The 13,496-nt window shown below is 62.4% G+C and carries 12 protein-coding genes; 10 read left to right on the top strand and 2 right to left on the bottom strand.

The genetic code is table 11. The features are described from left to right. Window position 1: 1 nt before the first annotated feature. The 5 genes from KZX66_RS15585 to KZX66_RS15565 all read left to right on the top strand — a co-directional run bounded on the left by KZX66_RS15585 (window position 2) and on the right by KZX66_RS15565 (window position 3,946). Window positions 2–1,000, top strand: a complete 999-nt coding sequence (locus KZX66_RS15585) for an acyl-CoA dehydrogenase family protein (protein ID WP_248080867.1) — start codon at window positions 2–4, stop codon at window positions 998–1,000. Further along, complete coding sequence (locus KZX66_RS15580) at window positions 997–1,755, top strand: PIG-L family deacetylase (RefSeq protein WP_248080864.1); 759 nt, start codon at window positions 997–999, stop codon at window positions 1,753–1,755. The genes KZX66_RS15585 and KZX66_RS15580 overlap by 4 nt, the downstream gene beginning before the upstream one ends. Next, a complete protein-coding gene (locus KZX66_RS15575; RefSeq protein WP_248080862.1) occupies window positions 1,752–2,351 on the top strand; it encodes an SAM-dependent methyltransferase in 600 nt (199 codons plus the stop codon). The genes KZX66_RS15580 and KZX66_RS15575 overlap by 4 nt, the downstream gene beginning before the upstream one ends. After that, window positions 2,348–3,007 (top strand): glycosyltransferase, encoded by a 660-nt coding sequence (locus KZX66_RS15570; protein ID WP_248080860.1) that lies wholly within the window; start codon window positions 2,348–2,350, stop codon window positions 3,005–3,007. The genes KZX66_RS15575 and KZX66_RS15570 overlap by 4 nt, the downstream gene beginning before the upstream one ends. A 177-nt stretch (window positions 3,008–3,184) precedes the next feature. After that, the gene (locus KZX66_RS15565; protein ID WP_248080858.1) at window positions 3,185–3,946 is read left to right on the top strand and encodes a PIG-L family deacetylase; all 762 of its coding nucleotides are present in this window, start codon (window positions 3,185–3,187) and stop codon (window positions 3,944–3,946) included. Window position 3,947: 1 nt separating this feature from the next. Here KZX66_RS15565 and KZX66_RS15560 read toward each other — a convergent pair whose 3' ends face one another. After that, window positions 3,948–5,351, bottom strand: coding sequence for an amino acid permease (locus KZX66_RS15560; RefSeq protein ID WP_248080856.1), 1,404 nt, complete (start codon window positions 5,349–5,351; stop codon window positions 3,948–3,950). Between the two features lie 67 nt (window positions 5,352–5,418). Beyond that, window positions 5,419–6,453 carry a histone deacetylase family protein gene (locus KZX66_RS15555; RefSeq protein ID WP_248080854.1) on the bottom strand — a complete coding sequence of 345 codons (1,035 nt, stop codon included), beginning with the start codon at window positions 6,451–6,453 and terminating at the stop codon, window positions 5,419–5,421. Between the two features lie 121 nt (window positions 6,454–6,574). On the opposite strand from KZX66_RS15555, the gene KZX66_RS15550 reads away from it, so the two are divergent. The 5 genes from KZX66_RS15550 (at window position 6,575) to KZX66_RS15530 (ending at window position 13,474) form a co-directional block, all read left to right on the top strand. Beyond that, the gene (locus KZX66_RS15550; protein WP_248080852.1) at window positions 6,575–7,066 is read left to right on the top strand and encodes an Lrp/AsnC family transcriptional regulator; all 492 of its coding nucleotides are present in this window, start codon (window positions 6,575–6,577) and stop codon (window positions 7,064–7,066) included. Window positions 7,067–7,252: 186 nt separating this feature from the next. Further along, window positions 7,253–9,418: a TonB-dependent siderophore receptor gene (locus KZX66_RS15545; protein ID WP_248080850.1), complete on the top strand. Its 2,166-nt coding sequence runs from the start codon at window positions 7,253–7,255 to the stop codon at window positions 9,416–9,418. A gap of 179 nt (window positions 9,419–9,597) precedes the next feature. Further along, a complete protein-coding gene (locus KZX66_RS15540; RefSeq protein WP_248080848.1) occupies window positions 9,598–11,091 on the top strand; it encodes a methyl-accepting chemotaxis protein in 1,494 nt (497 codons plus the stop codon). A gap of 107 nt (window positions 11,092–11,198) precedes the next feature. Continuing rightward, window positions 11,199–11,891, top strand: a complete 693-nt coding sequence (locus KZX66_RS26445; protein ID WP_248080847.1) for a type II CAAX endopeptidase family protein — start codon at window positions 11,199–11,201, stop codon at window positions 11,889–11,891. A 245-nt stretch (window positions 11,892–12,136) separates the two neighbouring features. Continuing rightward, the gene (locus tag KZX66_RS15530; protein ID WP_248080844.1) at window positions 12,137–13,474 is read left to right on the top strand and encodes an MFS transporter; all 1,338 of its coding nucleotides are present in this window, start codon (window positions 12,137–12,139) and stop codon (window positions 13,472–13,474) included. Window positions 13,475–13,496 lie beyond the last annotated feature (22 nt).

Below are 13,496 nucleotides of genomic sequence, written 5' to 3'. Positions count from 1 at the left end.
GATGGCGTTGCATGGATGCCTTCAGGGCTTTCGGGGCTATGCGGACACGCACGCCCTGGGCCAGGCCCTGAAGGCGCTTCAGGAAGAAGGCCTCGACCAGCTGCCGCTTCCGGGCAGCGGTGAGACATTGGTGCGTTTCAGTCGCCTGGCCGAGGTGGCCGGGCATGACCTGCGCCTGTGCAAACTGTTCGAAGGCCACACCGACGCCCTGGCGATTTTTGCCGAGCTGCGCAGCCCTTTGCCGCCCTCGGGCAGCATCTGGGGCATGTGGGCGGCCGAACCGCCGACTGCCAAGGTGCGCGTGCGCCGTGAGGGTCAGCGCCTGCGCTTGGATGGGCGCAAGGCCTGGTGTTCCGGAGCGACGGTGGTCAGCCACGGGCTGCTGACCGCCTGGGATGAACAAGACCGTCAGCAGTTGGTGGCGGTGCCGATGCAACACGCGGGCGTGACGGTCACGGATGAAGGCTGGAACGCCGTGGGCATGGCCGCCAGCGGCAGTGTCGACGTTATCTTCGATGGCGCCTGGGGGCTTGCCGTCGGCGCCCCTGGCGACTACCTCGCCCGGCCCGGTTTCTGGCAAGGCGGGGTCGGCATCGCCGCGTGCTGGTATGGCGCGGCGCAACGGCTGGCAGAGGCTCTGCGCGAGCACGGCAGCAGTCGCAAGGAGCCCCATGCCCTGGCCCATTTGGGGGCCGTCGACAGCGCCCTGCACAGTGCCGCCTGCGTCTTACGCGCCGCCGCCGAGCAGATCGACCGTGCCCCCACGGCCAACGCGCAGCAATTGGCTCAGCAAACCCGCGCCTGTATCGAAGCGACCGTGGAACAGGTGATACGCCATGTCGGCCGCGCCGTCGGCGCCGGGCCTTATTGCAAGGACCCACACTTTGCGCAGTTGATGGCAGACCTGCCGGTGTACCTGCGCCAAAGCCATGCCGAACGCGACCTAGCCGCCCTCGGCGAACAGGTGGCCGGCGAACCCACAGGGAGGTGGCAGTTATGAAACCCAACCCTATCGTCGGCCAGGGTACGCCGTTGCAGCATTGGCAAACATCACCGCGCATGGCCGAGTTGCCGCTGATCAGCGTCCAGGAGTTGGTGCCCGAAGGTCACCGCGCGGTGATCATCGCCCCCCACCCGGACGATGAAGTGCTCGGCTGCGGCGGCCTGTTGCAAGGGTTGGCAGCGTTGGGACGACCCATGCAGTTGATCTCGGTAACCGACGGCAGCGCCAGTCACCCAGGTTCGCGGCGCTGGCCGGTGGAGCGCCTGAGCGTGGTGCGCCCGCAGGAATCGGCGCAGGCCCTGCATCGCCTGGGGGTGCCGCTGCACAGCCTCAAATGGCTGCGCGCCGGTTTCGCCGACAGTAACGTCGCCGCGCGCGAGGAACAGTTGGTTGAGTTTATCCAGCGCTACCTCAAACCCACGGACGTGCTGTTCACCACGTGGCGCGAGGACGGGCATTGCGACCACGAAGCCGTCGGCCGCGCCAGTGCCAAGGCGGCGCAGGCGGTGGGCGCCACGCTATACGAACTGCCGGTGTGGACCTGGCATTGGGCAACCGCCGAGGACAGCCTGGTGCCCTGGCACCGCGCGCGCAAAATCCCCCTCACCTGCGCAGTGGTGGCCCGCAAGCGTCACGCCATCCACGCCTTTGCCAGCCAGCTTGAAGGCGACCCGCAGATCGGCCTCGCGCCAGTGCTGGCGCCCTATGTGGTGGAGCGTTTGCTGCAACCTTTTGAAGTGGTGTTCATATGAGTGTGGCCACGCCGTATTTTGATCAACTGTTCGCCGAAAACGACGACCCGTGGGCGTTTCGCCAACGCTGGTACGAGCGCCGCAAGCGCGCCATGACCCTGGCGATGCTGACACGGCCGCGCTATGCATCGATCTTCGAACCGGGCTGCGCTAACGGCGAGTTGAGCTTTGAACTGGCACCACGGTGTGATCGCCTGCTGTGCTGCGACACCGCCTCGGCCGCCGTCAGCCTGGCGCGCAGCCGCCTGCTGGGTTTCCCCCATGCGCAGGTGCAGCAGAGTCGCCTGCCCGAACAGTGGCCGCAGGGGCAGTTCGATTTGATCGTCCTCAGTGAGCTGGGGTACTACCTGGACGCCGACGACCTGCGCGTTTTGATCGAACGCGCCCTGGCCGGCTTGACCGCCGACGGCCAATTGCTCGCCTGCCACTGGCGTTCGCCTATCGAAGGCTGCCCGCAGACGGCCGAGCAGGTGCACGCCCGGCTTGAGCAGCAACTGGGCATGACCCGAGTCGCCAGCCTCGACGACCCCGACTTTCTCCTCGACCTGTGGAGCCGCGATGAAACCTCGGTCGCCCGCCATGAGGGCCTGCGATGATCGGTATTCTGATCCCGGTACATAACGAAGAAACGTTGTTGGCCGACTGCCTGGACGCCGCGCTGATCGCCGCGCGCCACCCCGGCCTGCTGGGCGAACCGGTACAGATCCTGGTGGTACTCGACAGTTGCAGCGATGGCAGTGCCGCCATCGCCCAGGCGTACCCGGTGCAACGTCTGGAACTGCAAGCGCGCAATGTCGGCCAGGTACGTGGCGTCGGCGCGCGGCACCTGCTTAACCAAGGGGCGCGCTGGATTGCCTGCACCGACGCCGACAGCCGCGTCGCCCCAGACTGGCTGGTAGCGCAACTGGCGCTGGGTTCCGATGCCGTGTGCGGCACTGTGACGGTGGACGCCTGGAGTGAAGGCTTCGACCCGGCAGCGCAGATCCGTTATCACCAGGGCTACGAGGCGCGGGACGGACATCGGCATATCCACGGCGCCAATCTGGGGGTGAGCGCAGGGGCGTATATCCGCGCGGGCGGCTTCGAACCGCTGGCGTGCCATGAAGATGTGCAACTGGTGCGCAACCTCGAACGGTGTGGCGCGTCCATCGCCTGGAGCCACGGCCCTCAAGTAGTCACCAGCGCGCGCCTGGAAGCGCGAGCCGAAGGCGGATTCGGCGATTATTTGAAGAGCCTGTTGCAGGCGTCCTGAAAAAACGCGATTGCAAAATGTAAAAACCGCCGATCCTTGTCTATGCTCATGACGCCTTGCCAGTCATTCACGATCGAATGGCCCTGCGAACACCACAGCGGAGTCTGTGGTCAATAAGCGCGGGACGGCCCCTCAACGGGGCACGACCCGGCACCCTTGAACAAGGATGTGACACCCATGAAATCTGCCTCATTAAGCGAAGGCCGTCGCGGCCCTGCACAAATCTGGAACAGCGCGCCTCAACTGGCGCAAATCCCGCCAATATCAGCCGACTCATTGGTGCCCGGCAAAGCCCGCGTGGTGATCATCGCGCCGCACCCCGGCGACGAAGTGCTGGCGTGCGGCGGTATCCTGCAATTGCTCAGTACGCTGGAGCATCCCCTGCAACTGATCTCCATCACCGACGGCAGCGCCAGCCACCCCGGCTCCCATGTATGGCCGGCGAGCCGCTTGAGCGTGGTGCGTCCGCAGGAAAGTGCCGAGGCTTTGCGCCGCCTGGGCATGCCCCTGCACAGTTTGAAGTGGATCCGTGGCGGGTTTTGCGATAACGCCCTGGCCGCCCGCGAACCCCAATTAAGCCAGTTCATTGCGCGCTACCTGCAACCCGGCGACATGGTGTTCACCACCTGGCGCAACGACGGTAACCACGACCACGACGCCGTTGGCCGCGCGGCCGCCAACGCCTGCAGTGTGGCAGGCGCGCACCTGTATGAACTGCCGATCCGTGCCTGGCACTGGCCGCTGCGCGAGAGTGCCGTCATCCCCTGGCATCGGGCGCGCAAGGTGCGCCTGGACACCTGGAGCGTGGCGCGCAAACTCCACGCCACCCATGCGTTTGCCAGCCAATTGAGCGGCGACCCCCAGATCGGGTTGGCGCCGATGCTGGCCCAGGAGTTGCTGGAGCGGATTCGCGAGCCTTACGAGATCGTGTTTGTGTAGCTCAATGGCCGCCGAGGGACGTTCGGCCTGAGAATGGCATTCTGATCTGATAGGCAATCGCCAGCCAAATAAACCAGGCCGGCATCACGCACAGCGCCAGGCGTGTGTCCGGCCGCAACGCCAGCAGGCCCAGCACAAAAACCAGGAACGCCAGCGAGAACCAGGCCATCGGCACACCGCCGGGCATTTTGTAGAGGGACTTGGCGTGCAGGTCCGGGCGCTTTTTACGGTAGGCGATGTAGGACGCGAGAATGGTCGACCAGGTGAAAATCACCAGAATCGCCGAGACCGTCGACACAATGGTGAACGCCGTCATCACCTCGGGCACCACGAACAGCAGCACCAGGCCGATCAGCATCAGCAATGTGGTGAACGCGAGACTGATAAACGGCACGCTGCTGTTCGACAGGCGCCCGAAGATGCCCGGTGCATCGCCCAGATCGGCGAGCCCGAACAACATGCGGCTGGCGGAAAACACCCCGCTGTTGGCCGAGGACGCCGCCGAGGTCAGCACCACGAAATTGACCAGCCCCGCGGCAGCCGGAAAGCCCGCCACCAGGAACAGCTCCACGAACGGGCTCTTGGTCGGCGACACCTGTTGCCACGAGGTCACGGCGATGATGCACGCCAGGGCCAGCACGTAGAACAGAATGATGCGCAGCGGAATCGAGTTGATCGCCTTAGGTAAGGTCTTCTCCGGCGCACGGGTTTCGGCGGCGGCGGTGCCGATCAGCTCGGTGCCGGCGAATGAAAAGATCGCCATCTGGAAGCCGGCAAAAAAGCCGAACAGGCCATTGGGGAACGCCGCCTGAGCATCCAACAGGTGGCCCAGGGACGCGGTCACGCCGGTGGGCGAAACGAACGAGGTGGCGATCAGCACTCCGCTGACGCCAATCAGCGTCACCACGGCGATGATCTTGATGATCGCGAACCAGAACTCCACTTCACCGAACAGTTTGACCGTCAGCACATTCAACGCGAACAGCGTCATCAGCATGCCAACGGCGGGTACCCAGGCGGGGACGTCGGGGAACCAGTACTGGAAGAATCCTCCGACCACCACCGCATCCCCCACCACCGCCACGCTCCAGCTCAGCCAGTACGACCAGCCGAGAAAGAACGCCGCGCGCGGCCCCAGGTAAGCACCGGCAAAATCGGCAAAGCTTTTGAAGTTGAGGTTGGACAGCAGCAGCTCGCCCATGGCGCGCATCACGAAATACACGAATAGCCCAATGATCATGTAGATCAGGATGATCGATGTGCCGGACAGCGCAATGATCTTGCCGGAGCCCATGAACAGGCCGGTGCCGATCGCACCGCCCATGGCCATCAGTTGGATGTGACGGTTGCTCAGGGTGCGTTGCAACACAGGCTTTTCGCAAAGCCCGGACGTGGTTGTTTTCATCACAAAACCTCTTGTTATGTTTTTGAGTTTTGGCAGAAAAAAGTGTGGCGTTTAGTTGTTATTGGGATCAGGCGGTGTGGCGTTCGAAACCGTGCAGCACGTTGACGGCATTGATGCCGATCTCATCGACCATGTAGCCGCCTTCCATCACGAACAACGTCGGCACACCAACACCGGCAATGAGCTGGCCCATGCTGAGGAAGTCGTCGCTGTCGAGCAGGAAGTGGCTGATGGGGTCGTCCTTGAAGGTGTCCACGCCGAGGGAAATCACCAGCACCTCAGGGGCGAACTGGCGTAATTGCCGGCAGGCGTCGGCCAGGGCGGTTTTGTAGTGGTCCCAGGTGGTGTTTTTGGGCAGCGGGTAATTGAGGTTGAAGCCCTCCCCCGCGCCGACGCCACGCTCACTGGCGGCGCCGGAAAAATACGGGTAGGAGACCGCCGGGTCGCCGTGCAAGGAGATGAACAGCACGTCGGCACGGTCGTAGAAAATATTTTGCGTGCCGTTGCCGTGGTGGAAATCCACATCCAGCACCGCGACGCGCTTTGCGCCTTGGGTAATGGCCTGTTGCGCGGCAATCGCGGCGTTGTTGAGGTAGCAATAGCCGCCCATGTATTCGCGGGCGGCATGGTGACCCGGTGGCCGGCACAGCGCGAACGCACTGTTGTGGCCTTCGTCGATCAGCGCCAGGCCGGTGAGCGCGATATCGGCGCTGGTCTTGACCGCGTTCCAGGTGGTGGCGGTGATCGGCGAGCCGGCGTCCATGGCAAAGAAGCCCAGCTTGCCGTCGATGAAGTCCGGTACTTGTTGGTTGGCCAAATCACGTACCGGCCATACCAGCGGCAATGCGTCGTGGTTGCGGCCGATGGCGGTCCACTCGGCCCACGCCGTTTCGAGGAAGGCCACGTAGCGCTCGCTGTGGGCGTTGACGTAACAGGCGCGGTCGAAGGTGCGCGGCACGATGATGTCACCGAGCCCCACATGCTTTACGCGGTCACGCACGGTATCGGCGCGGCTGGGTTGTTCGAAGGAGGGTTTGAGCACGCCATCTTTCAACTCGGTGCCGTGGTGCAAACGGTGGTCATCACTAAAAACAGTCAGCATTGGTATACATCCGCCAGTAAAAGACAGGGCCTATTTTGTTCTGGCTTGACCGGGCTTTCTTTGCTTTTACTTCTGGCGCTGTTAGCTTTATCGGGTGTTTTTACCTCTAACAAAGACGAATATGAAAAATAAAACCAAGCAGGTCACTCTTGACGACACCGATCTCGCCATCCTTGCGTTGTTGCAAGAAGACGCGAGTATTTCCAACGCCCAGCTGAGCGAGCGCCTGGCATTGAGCCTTACGCCCTGCTGGCGTCGGCGCAAACGTCTGGAAGAGGAAGGCGTGATCAAGGACTACCAGGCCAATCTGGACCGCAAGATGCTCGGCCTGGACATCATGGCGTTTGTGCATGTGCGCTTTGCCATCCACACCGACCATGCGCCGGACGCGTTTGAAGCGGTGGTCAAAGAGCTGCCTCAGGTGCTGTCCTGTCACAAAATCACCGGCGATGCGGACTACCTGTTGCAGGTGCTGGCAGAAGATTTGGACAGCTACAGCGAGTTTGTCGAGAGCGTGCTGAGGCGCCAGTTGGGGATTGCGTCGATCCAGTCGAGCCTGGCGCTGCGGGAGGTGAAAGCGACGAGTCGGGTGGCGATACCGAAGCGCGATTGAACGCGCCCATATCCGGAAAAGTCGTGGCAGGTGATGGCGAATCGCCTGCCCATTCGATGTGAAAAATTCGTTAACCAATTCTCGCCAAAGGCTTTTTCCCACAGGCTCAATCTGCCAGACTGATGCGAATAATTATCAACCGTTTTATTATTCGCCACGGACGGCGCGTCGGGGAGAGTCAGTTCCATGTCTGTGCAACAACCTGCAGGTAAAGGTTTTTCACCGAGTCTGATCGCGTTCGCGGTGTGTCTTGCCACCTCACAAACGGCCTTCGCCGCCGAGCCAGAAGCGCCGGCCACCACGTTGGAACTGGGCGCCACCCAAGTCTCCGGCGAGCAGCAATTAAGCGAAATTACCGAGGGCACGCAGTCCTACACCACGGGCGCGATGAAGACGGCGACCAAACTGCCCCTGACCCTGCGTGAAACCCCACAGGCCGTTACCGTCATCACCCGCCAGCGCATGGACGACCAGGCGATGACCAGCATCAACGATGTGGTCAACGCCACGCCCGGGCTGTTCCTGAATTTCTCCAGCGGCCCTGGGCGGCAGTCCTACACCTCGCGTGGCTTTGACATCGACAACCTGATGTATGACGGCATCCCGAGCGGCTATAACGGGGTAACGGTCGGGGCCCAACCCAACCTGGCGATGTTCGACCGCGTCGAAGTGGTGCGCGGCGCCACCGGCCTGGTCACCGGCGCGGGCAACCCGTCGGCCGCCATCAACCTGATCCGCAAACGCCCACTGGACGAGCAGAAGGTCACCCTGACCGGCGCCGCCGGCAGTTGGGACGACTACCGTGGCGAGCTGGACGCTTCCAGCCCGCTTAACGACAGCGGCACCTGGCGCGGTCGCGTGGTCACCTCTTACCGCGACGCCAACAGCTTCATCGACAACGCCGAGGAGTATCACGGCCTGTTCTACGCCGTCACCGAAGCCGACCTGAGCGAAGACACCCGCCTGACCCTGGGTTACTCCAACCAAAAGGACAAGACCAACTACTTCTGGGGCTCCTCGATGGTCGGCCTGGACGGTCACCACCTGGACCTGCCGCGCTCCTACAACCCAGGCACCGACTGGGAGAACAAGGACCAGGAAATCAATACGGTGTTCGCCGAACTGCGCCAGCAACTGGCCAACGACTGGGCGCTGCAGGTCAACGCCAACTACGCCGAGCAGAAAGCCTTGTTCTCGGGCTCCTACCAATCGCGCTGGGCCGCCGACAAGTCCCTGGCGCGTACGGTGTACCAGGCCGCCTACGATGAAAACCAGGCCGGCGTCGACGCCTTTGCCAGCGGCCCGTTCCAGGCGTTCGGGCGCAGCCATGAACTGGTGGTGGGCGCCAGCCGACGCATCTACGACATGACCAGCCACGACTACAGCCCCTATAACACCAACTGGCCGCTCAGCGCGGGCAAGCCGGACTTCGTCCACACCTCGGACACCCGTGAAATCACCACCCAGGACGGGCTTTACCTCACCACGCGCCTGAGCCTGGCCGACCCGCTCAAGCTGATCCTCGGCGGCCGCCTGGACTGGTACGACTATGACGCCCATGGCAGTAACACCGGCGACTACAAGGTCACCCGCAACCTCACCCGCTACGCCGGCCTGATCTACGAGCTGGACGACCATCACTCGGTCTACGTCAGCTACAGCGATATCTTCACGCCGCAGAGCTCCAAGGACATCTCGGGCACACCGGTCAAACCGATTGAGGGCAAAAACTACGAGGTCGGTATCAAAGGCGAATACCTGGGAGGTGCGCTCAATGCCAGCGTGGCGCTGTTCCGTGTCGACCAGGAGAACCGCGCCACAAAAGTCACGGTGCAGAACTGCCCGCAGACCGAGTGCTACGACGCCTCCGGCGAGATTCGCAGCCAGGGTATCGACTTCGAACTGCAAGGTGCATTGACCGAAAACTGGCAGGTCGGCGGTGGCTACACCTACGCGCGCACCCATACCATCAAGGACACAGCCAACCCGCAGAAGGTCAACAAACAGTACGACACCGACACGCCTGAGCACCTGTTCAAACTGACCACCCGCTACAACCTCCAGGGCCCGCTGGAGAAATTCCGCGTGGGCGGCAACATCTCCTGGCAAAGCCGTATGTACAACGACATCGCCCTGGCCGATGGCAGCAGCTACCGCCTGCAACAAGGCGCGTACGCCGTCACCGATCTGATGGCCGGCTACCGGGTCAACCAACACCTCGACCTGCAGCTCAACGCGAACAACATCTTTGACCGCAGCTATTACTCGTCCATCTCCAACTCGGTGGACTACGGTGGCGACAGCTACGGCAACCCCCGAAACATGATGTTGACGGCCAAGTACAGCTTCTGATCGTTCTCGCGGCAGCCCACTCGGGCTGCCCTGCTTAAAGTCTGCTCTCGAAATGCCGATAGGCCTTTTGGCTCGCCTGCATCTGCAAACATCCTGATACCTGTCCGACTTAATATCAGAGCGCCATCATGGCACGCAGCGTGCTTTGTTCCAGGCCAGCCCACATGGAGTAAGAGTGCATGCCTCACCGCCCGCGTTTCATAGAGCATTACCGCAAGGCCGACCGCATTATGCTGGCGTTGATCTGGCTGATGTTCCTGTTCTCTCTGGGCTTGGCGTTCTGGCACGACACCCTGATCCAGGCGGTCGTCATCGGCGGCGGCACCAGCTTGGTGCTCACCCTGTTGTATCGGGCCATCGGCGGCACCCGCATGATGCGTTGTGCATTGGGTGCAGGCCTGATGGTCATGGCGGCGCTGCATATCAACCAGGCGCAGGGCGTGATCGAATCGCACTTTGGCATCTTTGCGTTGCTGGCGGTGCTGACGTTCTATCGGGACTGGCTACCGATTTTGGTCGCGGCGCTCACCATCGCCGTGCACCACGTGGTCTTCCACGCCCTGCAACACCAAGGTTTCCCGGTGTTTGTGATGCAACGCCACGGCGGCTGGACCATGGTATTCGTGCATGCTTTCTACGTGCTGATGGAAACTGTCGCCTTGCTCTACCTCGCCGTGCACAGCCAGGCCGAAGCGGTGGAAAGCCAGGACATGCTCGAGAAGATGCTCGCCGTGACCTCCCGGTTCTCCGAGGCAAGCGCCGAGGGCGACGGCAAGGTCCGCGTCTCCCTGGCCAAGCGCTTCGACCATTTCCTGCAACAACTCACCCACCTGATCGACGGCGTGGCCCGTGACTCCCACGGCCTGGGCCAACTCGGCCAGGAACTGGCCCACGCCAGCGGCACCCTGGAAAAAGGCGCACGCCACCAGTTGGCCGAAATCAGCGAAATGACCGGCTCAATGCAACGCATGGAGCACGCCATGGGCCACATCGCGGTGCACGTTGAACACGCCGTTGAGCATGCCGGTGTCGCCAGCAAACAAATCCTGCGCGGCCAGGAAAGCGTCGGCCGCGCGCAACATGAAATCACCCAACTGGCCACCCGCCTGGAAGGCACCAACCAGACCGTCCAGGGTCTGGCCGTGCAAGCCGAACAGATCGGCTCGGTGCTGGAAGTCATCAGCAGCATCGCCAACCAGACCAACCTGCTCGCCCTCAACGCCGCCATCGAAGCCGCCCGCGCGGGCGAACAAGGTCGTGGCTTCGCAGTGGTTGCCGACGAAGTGCGCAGCCTGGCCCAGCGCACGGCGGTGTCCACCCAGGAAATCAAAACCATCATCGAAGGCTTGCAGCACGGCAGTCGTCAGGCCGTAGAGGCGATGCACGACAGCCGCCAAGGTGTGGAACGCTGCGTGGAAGACAGCCAGGTGGCCGTCCAGATGCTGCAAGCGGTGGGCAATGACATTGCGCGGATTGATGCGCTCAACGGGCAGATTGTCACCACCACGCGCGAGCAGACCGAAGCGAACCTGGAGATTGTCGGGCGCTTGCAGTCGGTGCAAAACATCGCACAGAGCACGGCCGATGATGTGGAGCTGTTGGCCAGGAGCAGCGAACAATTGCCACCGATTGCGGTCAGGCTCGATGCCCTGGGCAGGCGCTTTCATCCATGACGGGCCGGACCTGAGGGAGCGTTCAAGGCTCAGGTCGATATATCAGCCCCTGCTGCGCGCGTTGGTTAATATAGGCGGCCAACCAATCGCATAAAAGGACGTATGGGGTGAAGGACACAGCGTTATCAGGGCTCTCCACGGCTGACATGGACACCTATTCCTGGCGGCGTCGCCTCTTGATGGCTTGCCTGGCGATCCTGTTGTATTTTGCGGTTCAACTGGTGCTCATATTCGCGGTTGGCAAAGCCTCGACGCTGTGGATGAGCATCAGTGCTTCATTGGTGGTGCTGCTGATATTCGCGTGGGTCGAGCGCAGGCACTCAGGCGGGGTGCGTGCCCTGGTGGGGCACGACCTGGGCAACACGCTCAAGCATTGTGCGCCATGGGTGCTGGGGGCTTACCTGGTCAGTACCGGTCTGGACGTCGGGTTCGGATATTGGCAGGAGCCCACGCCGCTGGCGGGCACCCAATCCATGACGAAAAAGCTGCTGCTCTTCGCCATGACGTTGGTGATTATTTCAACGCTCGAAGAGCTCCTGTACCGTCACTTCCTGATTCGCCTGTTCCCCCTGGGTCACCGTCGTTGGCGGTACGTGGCAATCCTGTTCACGACTGCGCTGTATATGCTCATGCATATGCCCTACGCCCATTGGACAAACTTCCTGCTGGTCGGCACGCTGTCAATCATCCTGGGCTATGCGCGGGTGCGCAGCGCTGGCCTATTAGTGCCCGTGCTGCTGCACATCTTTGCGGGAGTGCTTTCGCTCCTGAGGTACTTCATGGCCACTCTTTGGTTTTAGGCCTTGCGCGCAGATGCCAAGTAAGACCATGCGGCTTTCGACTCTTTGCCTCCTGGATGCCCTGCCGGTGCTTTTCGCGTCACCGGGTGCCCGCCCCCTCGATACCTCCCGCCGCATCTGGCCCAGTTCCTGCACCCGCCCCTCCAGTCGTTGCTGACTACGCGGACGACTCTTTTGAACCCCGGCGCCCGCGCCCCACCTCCGATAATCAAGCATCTCCCCTACCCCTTTCGAGGCCTTCACCCATGACGAGTGCTTCCACCGAACAGGTCAGCCCCAAAACCCTGCGCAAGGTCATCATCGCCGCCGGCATCGGTAACTTCGTCGAGTGGTTTGACTTTGCCGTCTACGGGTTTCTTGCCACCACCATTGCCCAGCAGTTCTTCCCCAGCGGCGACGCCAGCGTGGCGCTGCTCAAGACCTTTGCAGTATTTGCCGTGGCGTTTGCCTTCCGGCCGCTGGGCGGGATTTTCTTCGGCATGCTTGGCGACCGCATCGGCCGTAAACGCACCCTGGCCATGACGATTCTGCTGATGGCCGGTGCCACCACCCTGATCGGCCTGCTGCCCACCTACGCCGCGATCGGCGTCACCGCGCCGATCCTGTTGTCGCTGATTCGCTGCGCCCAAGGCTTCTCCGCCGGAGGCGAATACGCCGGAGCCTGTGCTTACCTGATGGAACATGCGCCCAGTGACAAACGCGCCTGGTACGGCAGCTTCGTGCCGGTGTCCACGTTCTCCGCGTTCGCCGCTGCCGCCGTGGTGGCGTATGCGCTTGAGGCGTCGTTGTCCGCCGAGGCGATGGGCAGCTGGGGCTGGCGCTTGCCGTTCCTGATCGCCGCGCCACTGGGACTGGTGGGGCTGTACCTGCGCTGGAAGCTGGATGAAACGCCGGCGTTCCAGGCCGTGAAGCAGGAGCACGCAGTGGCCCACTCACCGCTCAAGGAGACCTTGCGCCACCATGGTGCCGCGATCTGCTGCCTGGGCGCTTTTGTGTCGCTGACCGCGCTGTCGTTTTATATGTTCACCACCTACTTCGCGACCTACCTGCAAGTGGCCGGTGGGCTGAGTCGGGCAGGCGCGTTGCTGGTGTCGCTGATTGCGCTGATTTTCGCCGCGGCAATTTGCCCTCTCGCGGGGCTGTATTCAGACCGGGTGGGGCGTCGCGTCACGGTGATGACGGCCTGTGTGCTGTTGATGCTGGTGGTCTACCCATCGTTCCTGATGGCCAGTTCCGGGTCGTTCGCAGCGTCTGTTATCGGGGTAATGTTGCTGGCAGTGGGTGCCGTGTTGTGTGGGGTGGTCACAGCGGCGCTGCTGTCAGAGACATTCCCGACGCGCACGCGATATACCGCTTCGGCAATCACGTACAACATGGCTTACACGATCTTCGGCGGTACCGCGCCACTGATGGCGACGTGGCTGATCAGCACCACTGGCAGCAACCTGTCACCGGCGTTTTACCTGATCGCCGTGGCATTACTGGCGCTGGCCGGCGGCTTGGCATTGCCGGAAACGTCGAGAATTTCCCTGCATGACGTGGGCACCGAGGAACAAGAAGCAGCGTCGGAGTTTTCGCGTTAAACCCTCGAGGCTGAACCGTCGA

Source organism: Pseudomonas sp. EYE_354 (assembly GCF_023148575.1).
Taxonomy (GTDB): Bacteria; Pseudomonadota; Gammaproteobacteria; order Pseudomonadales; family Pseudomonadaceae; genus Aquipseudomonas.
This window is presented reverse-complemented; position numbering and strand designations above follow the sequence as displayed.

Bases quoted from the DNA above. Each gene is read 5' to 3' on its own strand.
- KZX66_RS15585 (WP_248080867.1), top strand. From the start codon at position 2: ATGGCGTTGCATGGATGCCTTCAGGGCTTTCGGGGCTATGCGGACACG.
- KZX66_RS15580 (WP_248080864.1), top strand. From the start codon at position 997: ATGAAACCCAACCCTATCGTCGGCCAGGGTACGCCGTTGCAGCATTGG.
- KZX66_RS15575 (WP_248080862.1), top strand. From the start codon at position 1,752: ATGAGTGTGGCCACGCCGTATTTTGATCAACTGTTCGCCGAAAACGAC.
- KZX66_RS15570 (WP_248080860.1), top strand. From the start codon at position 2,348: ATGATCGGTATTCTGATCCCGGTACATAACGAAGAAACGTTGTTGGCC.
- KZX66_RS15565 (WP_248080858.1), top strand. From the start codon at position 3,185: ATGAAATCTGCCTCATTAAGCGAAGGCCGTCGCGGCCCTGCACAAATC.
- KZX66_RS15560 (WP_248080856.1), bottom strand. From the start codon at position 5,351: ATGAAAACAACCACGTCCGGGCTTTGCGAAAAGCCTGTGTTGCAACGC.
- KZX66_RS15555 (WP_248080854.1), bottom strand. From the start codon at position 6,453: ATGCTGACTGTTTTTAGTGATGACCACCGTTTGCACCACGGCACCGAG.
- KZX66_RS15550 (WP_248080852.1), top strand. From the start codon at position 6,575: ATGAAAAATAAAACCAAGCAGGTCACTCTTGACGACACCGATCTCGCC.
- KZX66_RS15545 (WP_248080850.1), top strand. From the start codon at position 7,253: ATGTCTGTGCAACAACCTGCAGGTAAAGGTTTTTCACCGAGTCTGATC.
- KZX66_RS15540 (WP_248080848.1), top strand. From the start codon at position 9,598: ATGCCTCACCGCCCGCGTTTCATAGAGCATTACCGCAAGGCCGACCGC.
- KZX66_RS15530 (WP_248080844.1), top strand. From the start codon at position 12,137: ATGACGAGTGCTTCCACCGAACAGGTCAGCCCCAAAACCCTGCGCAAG.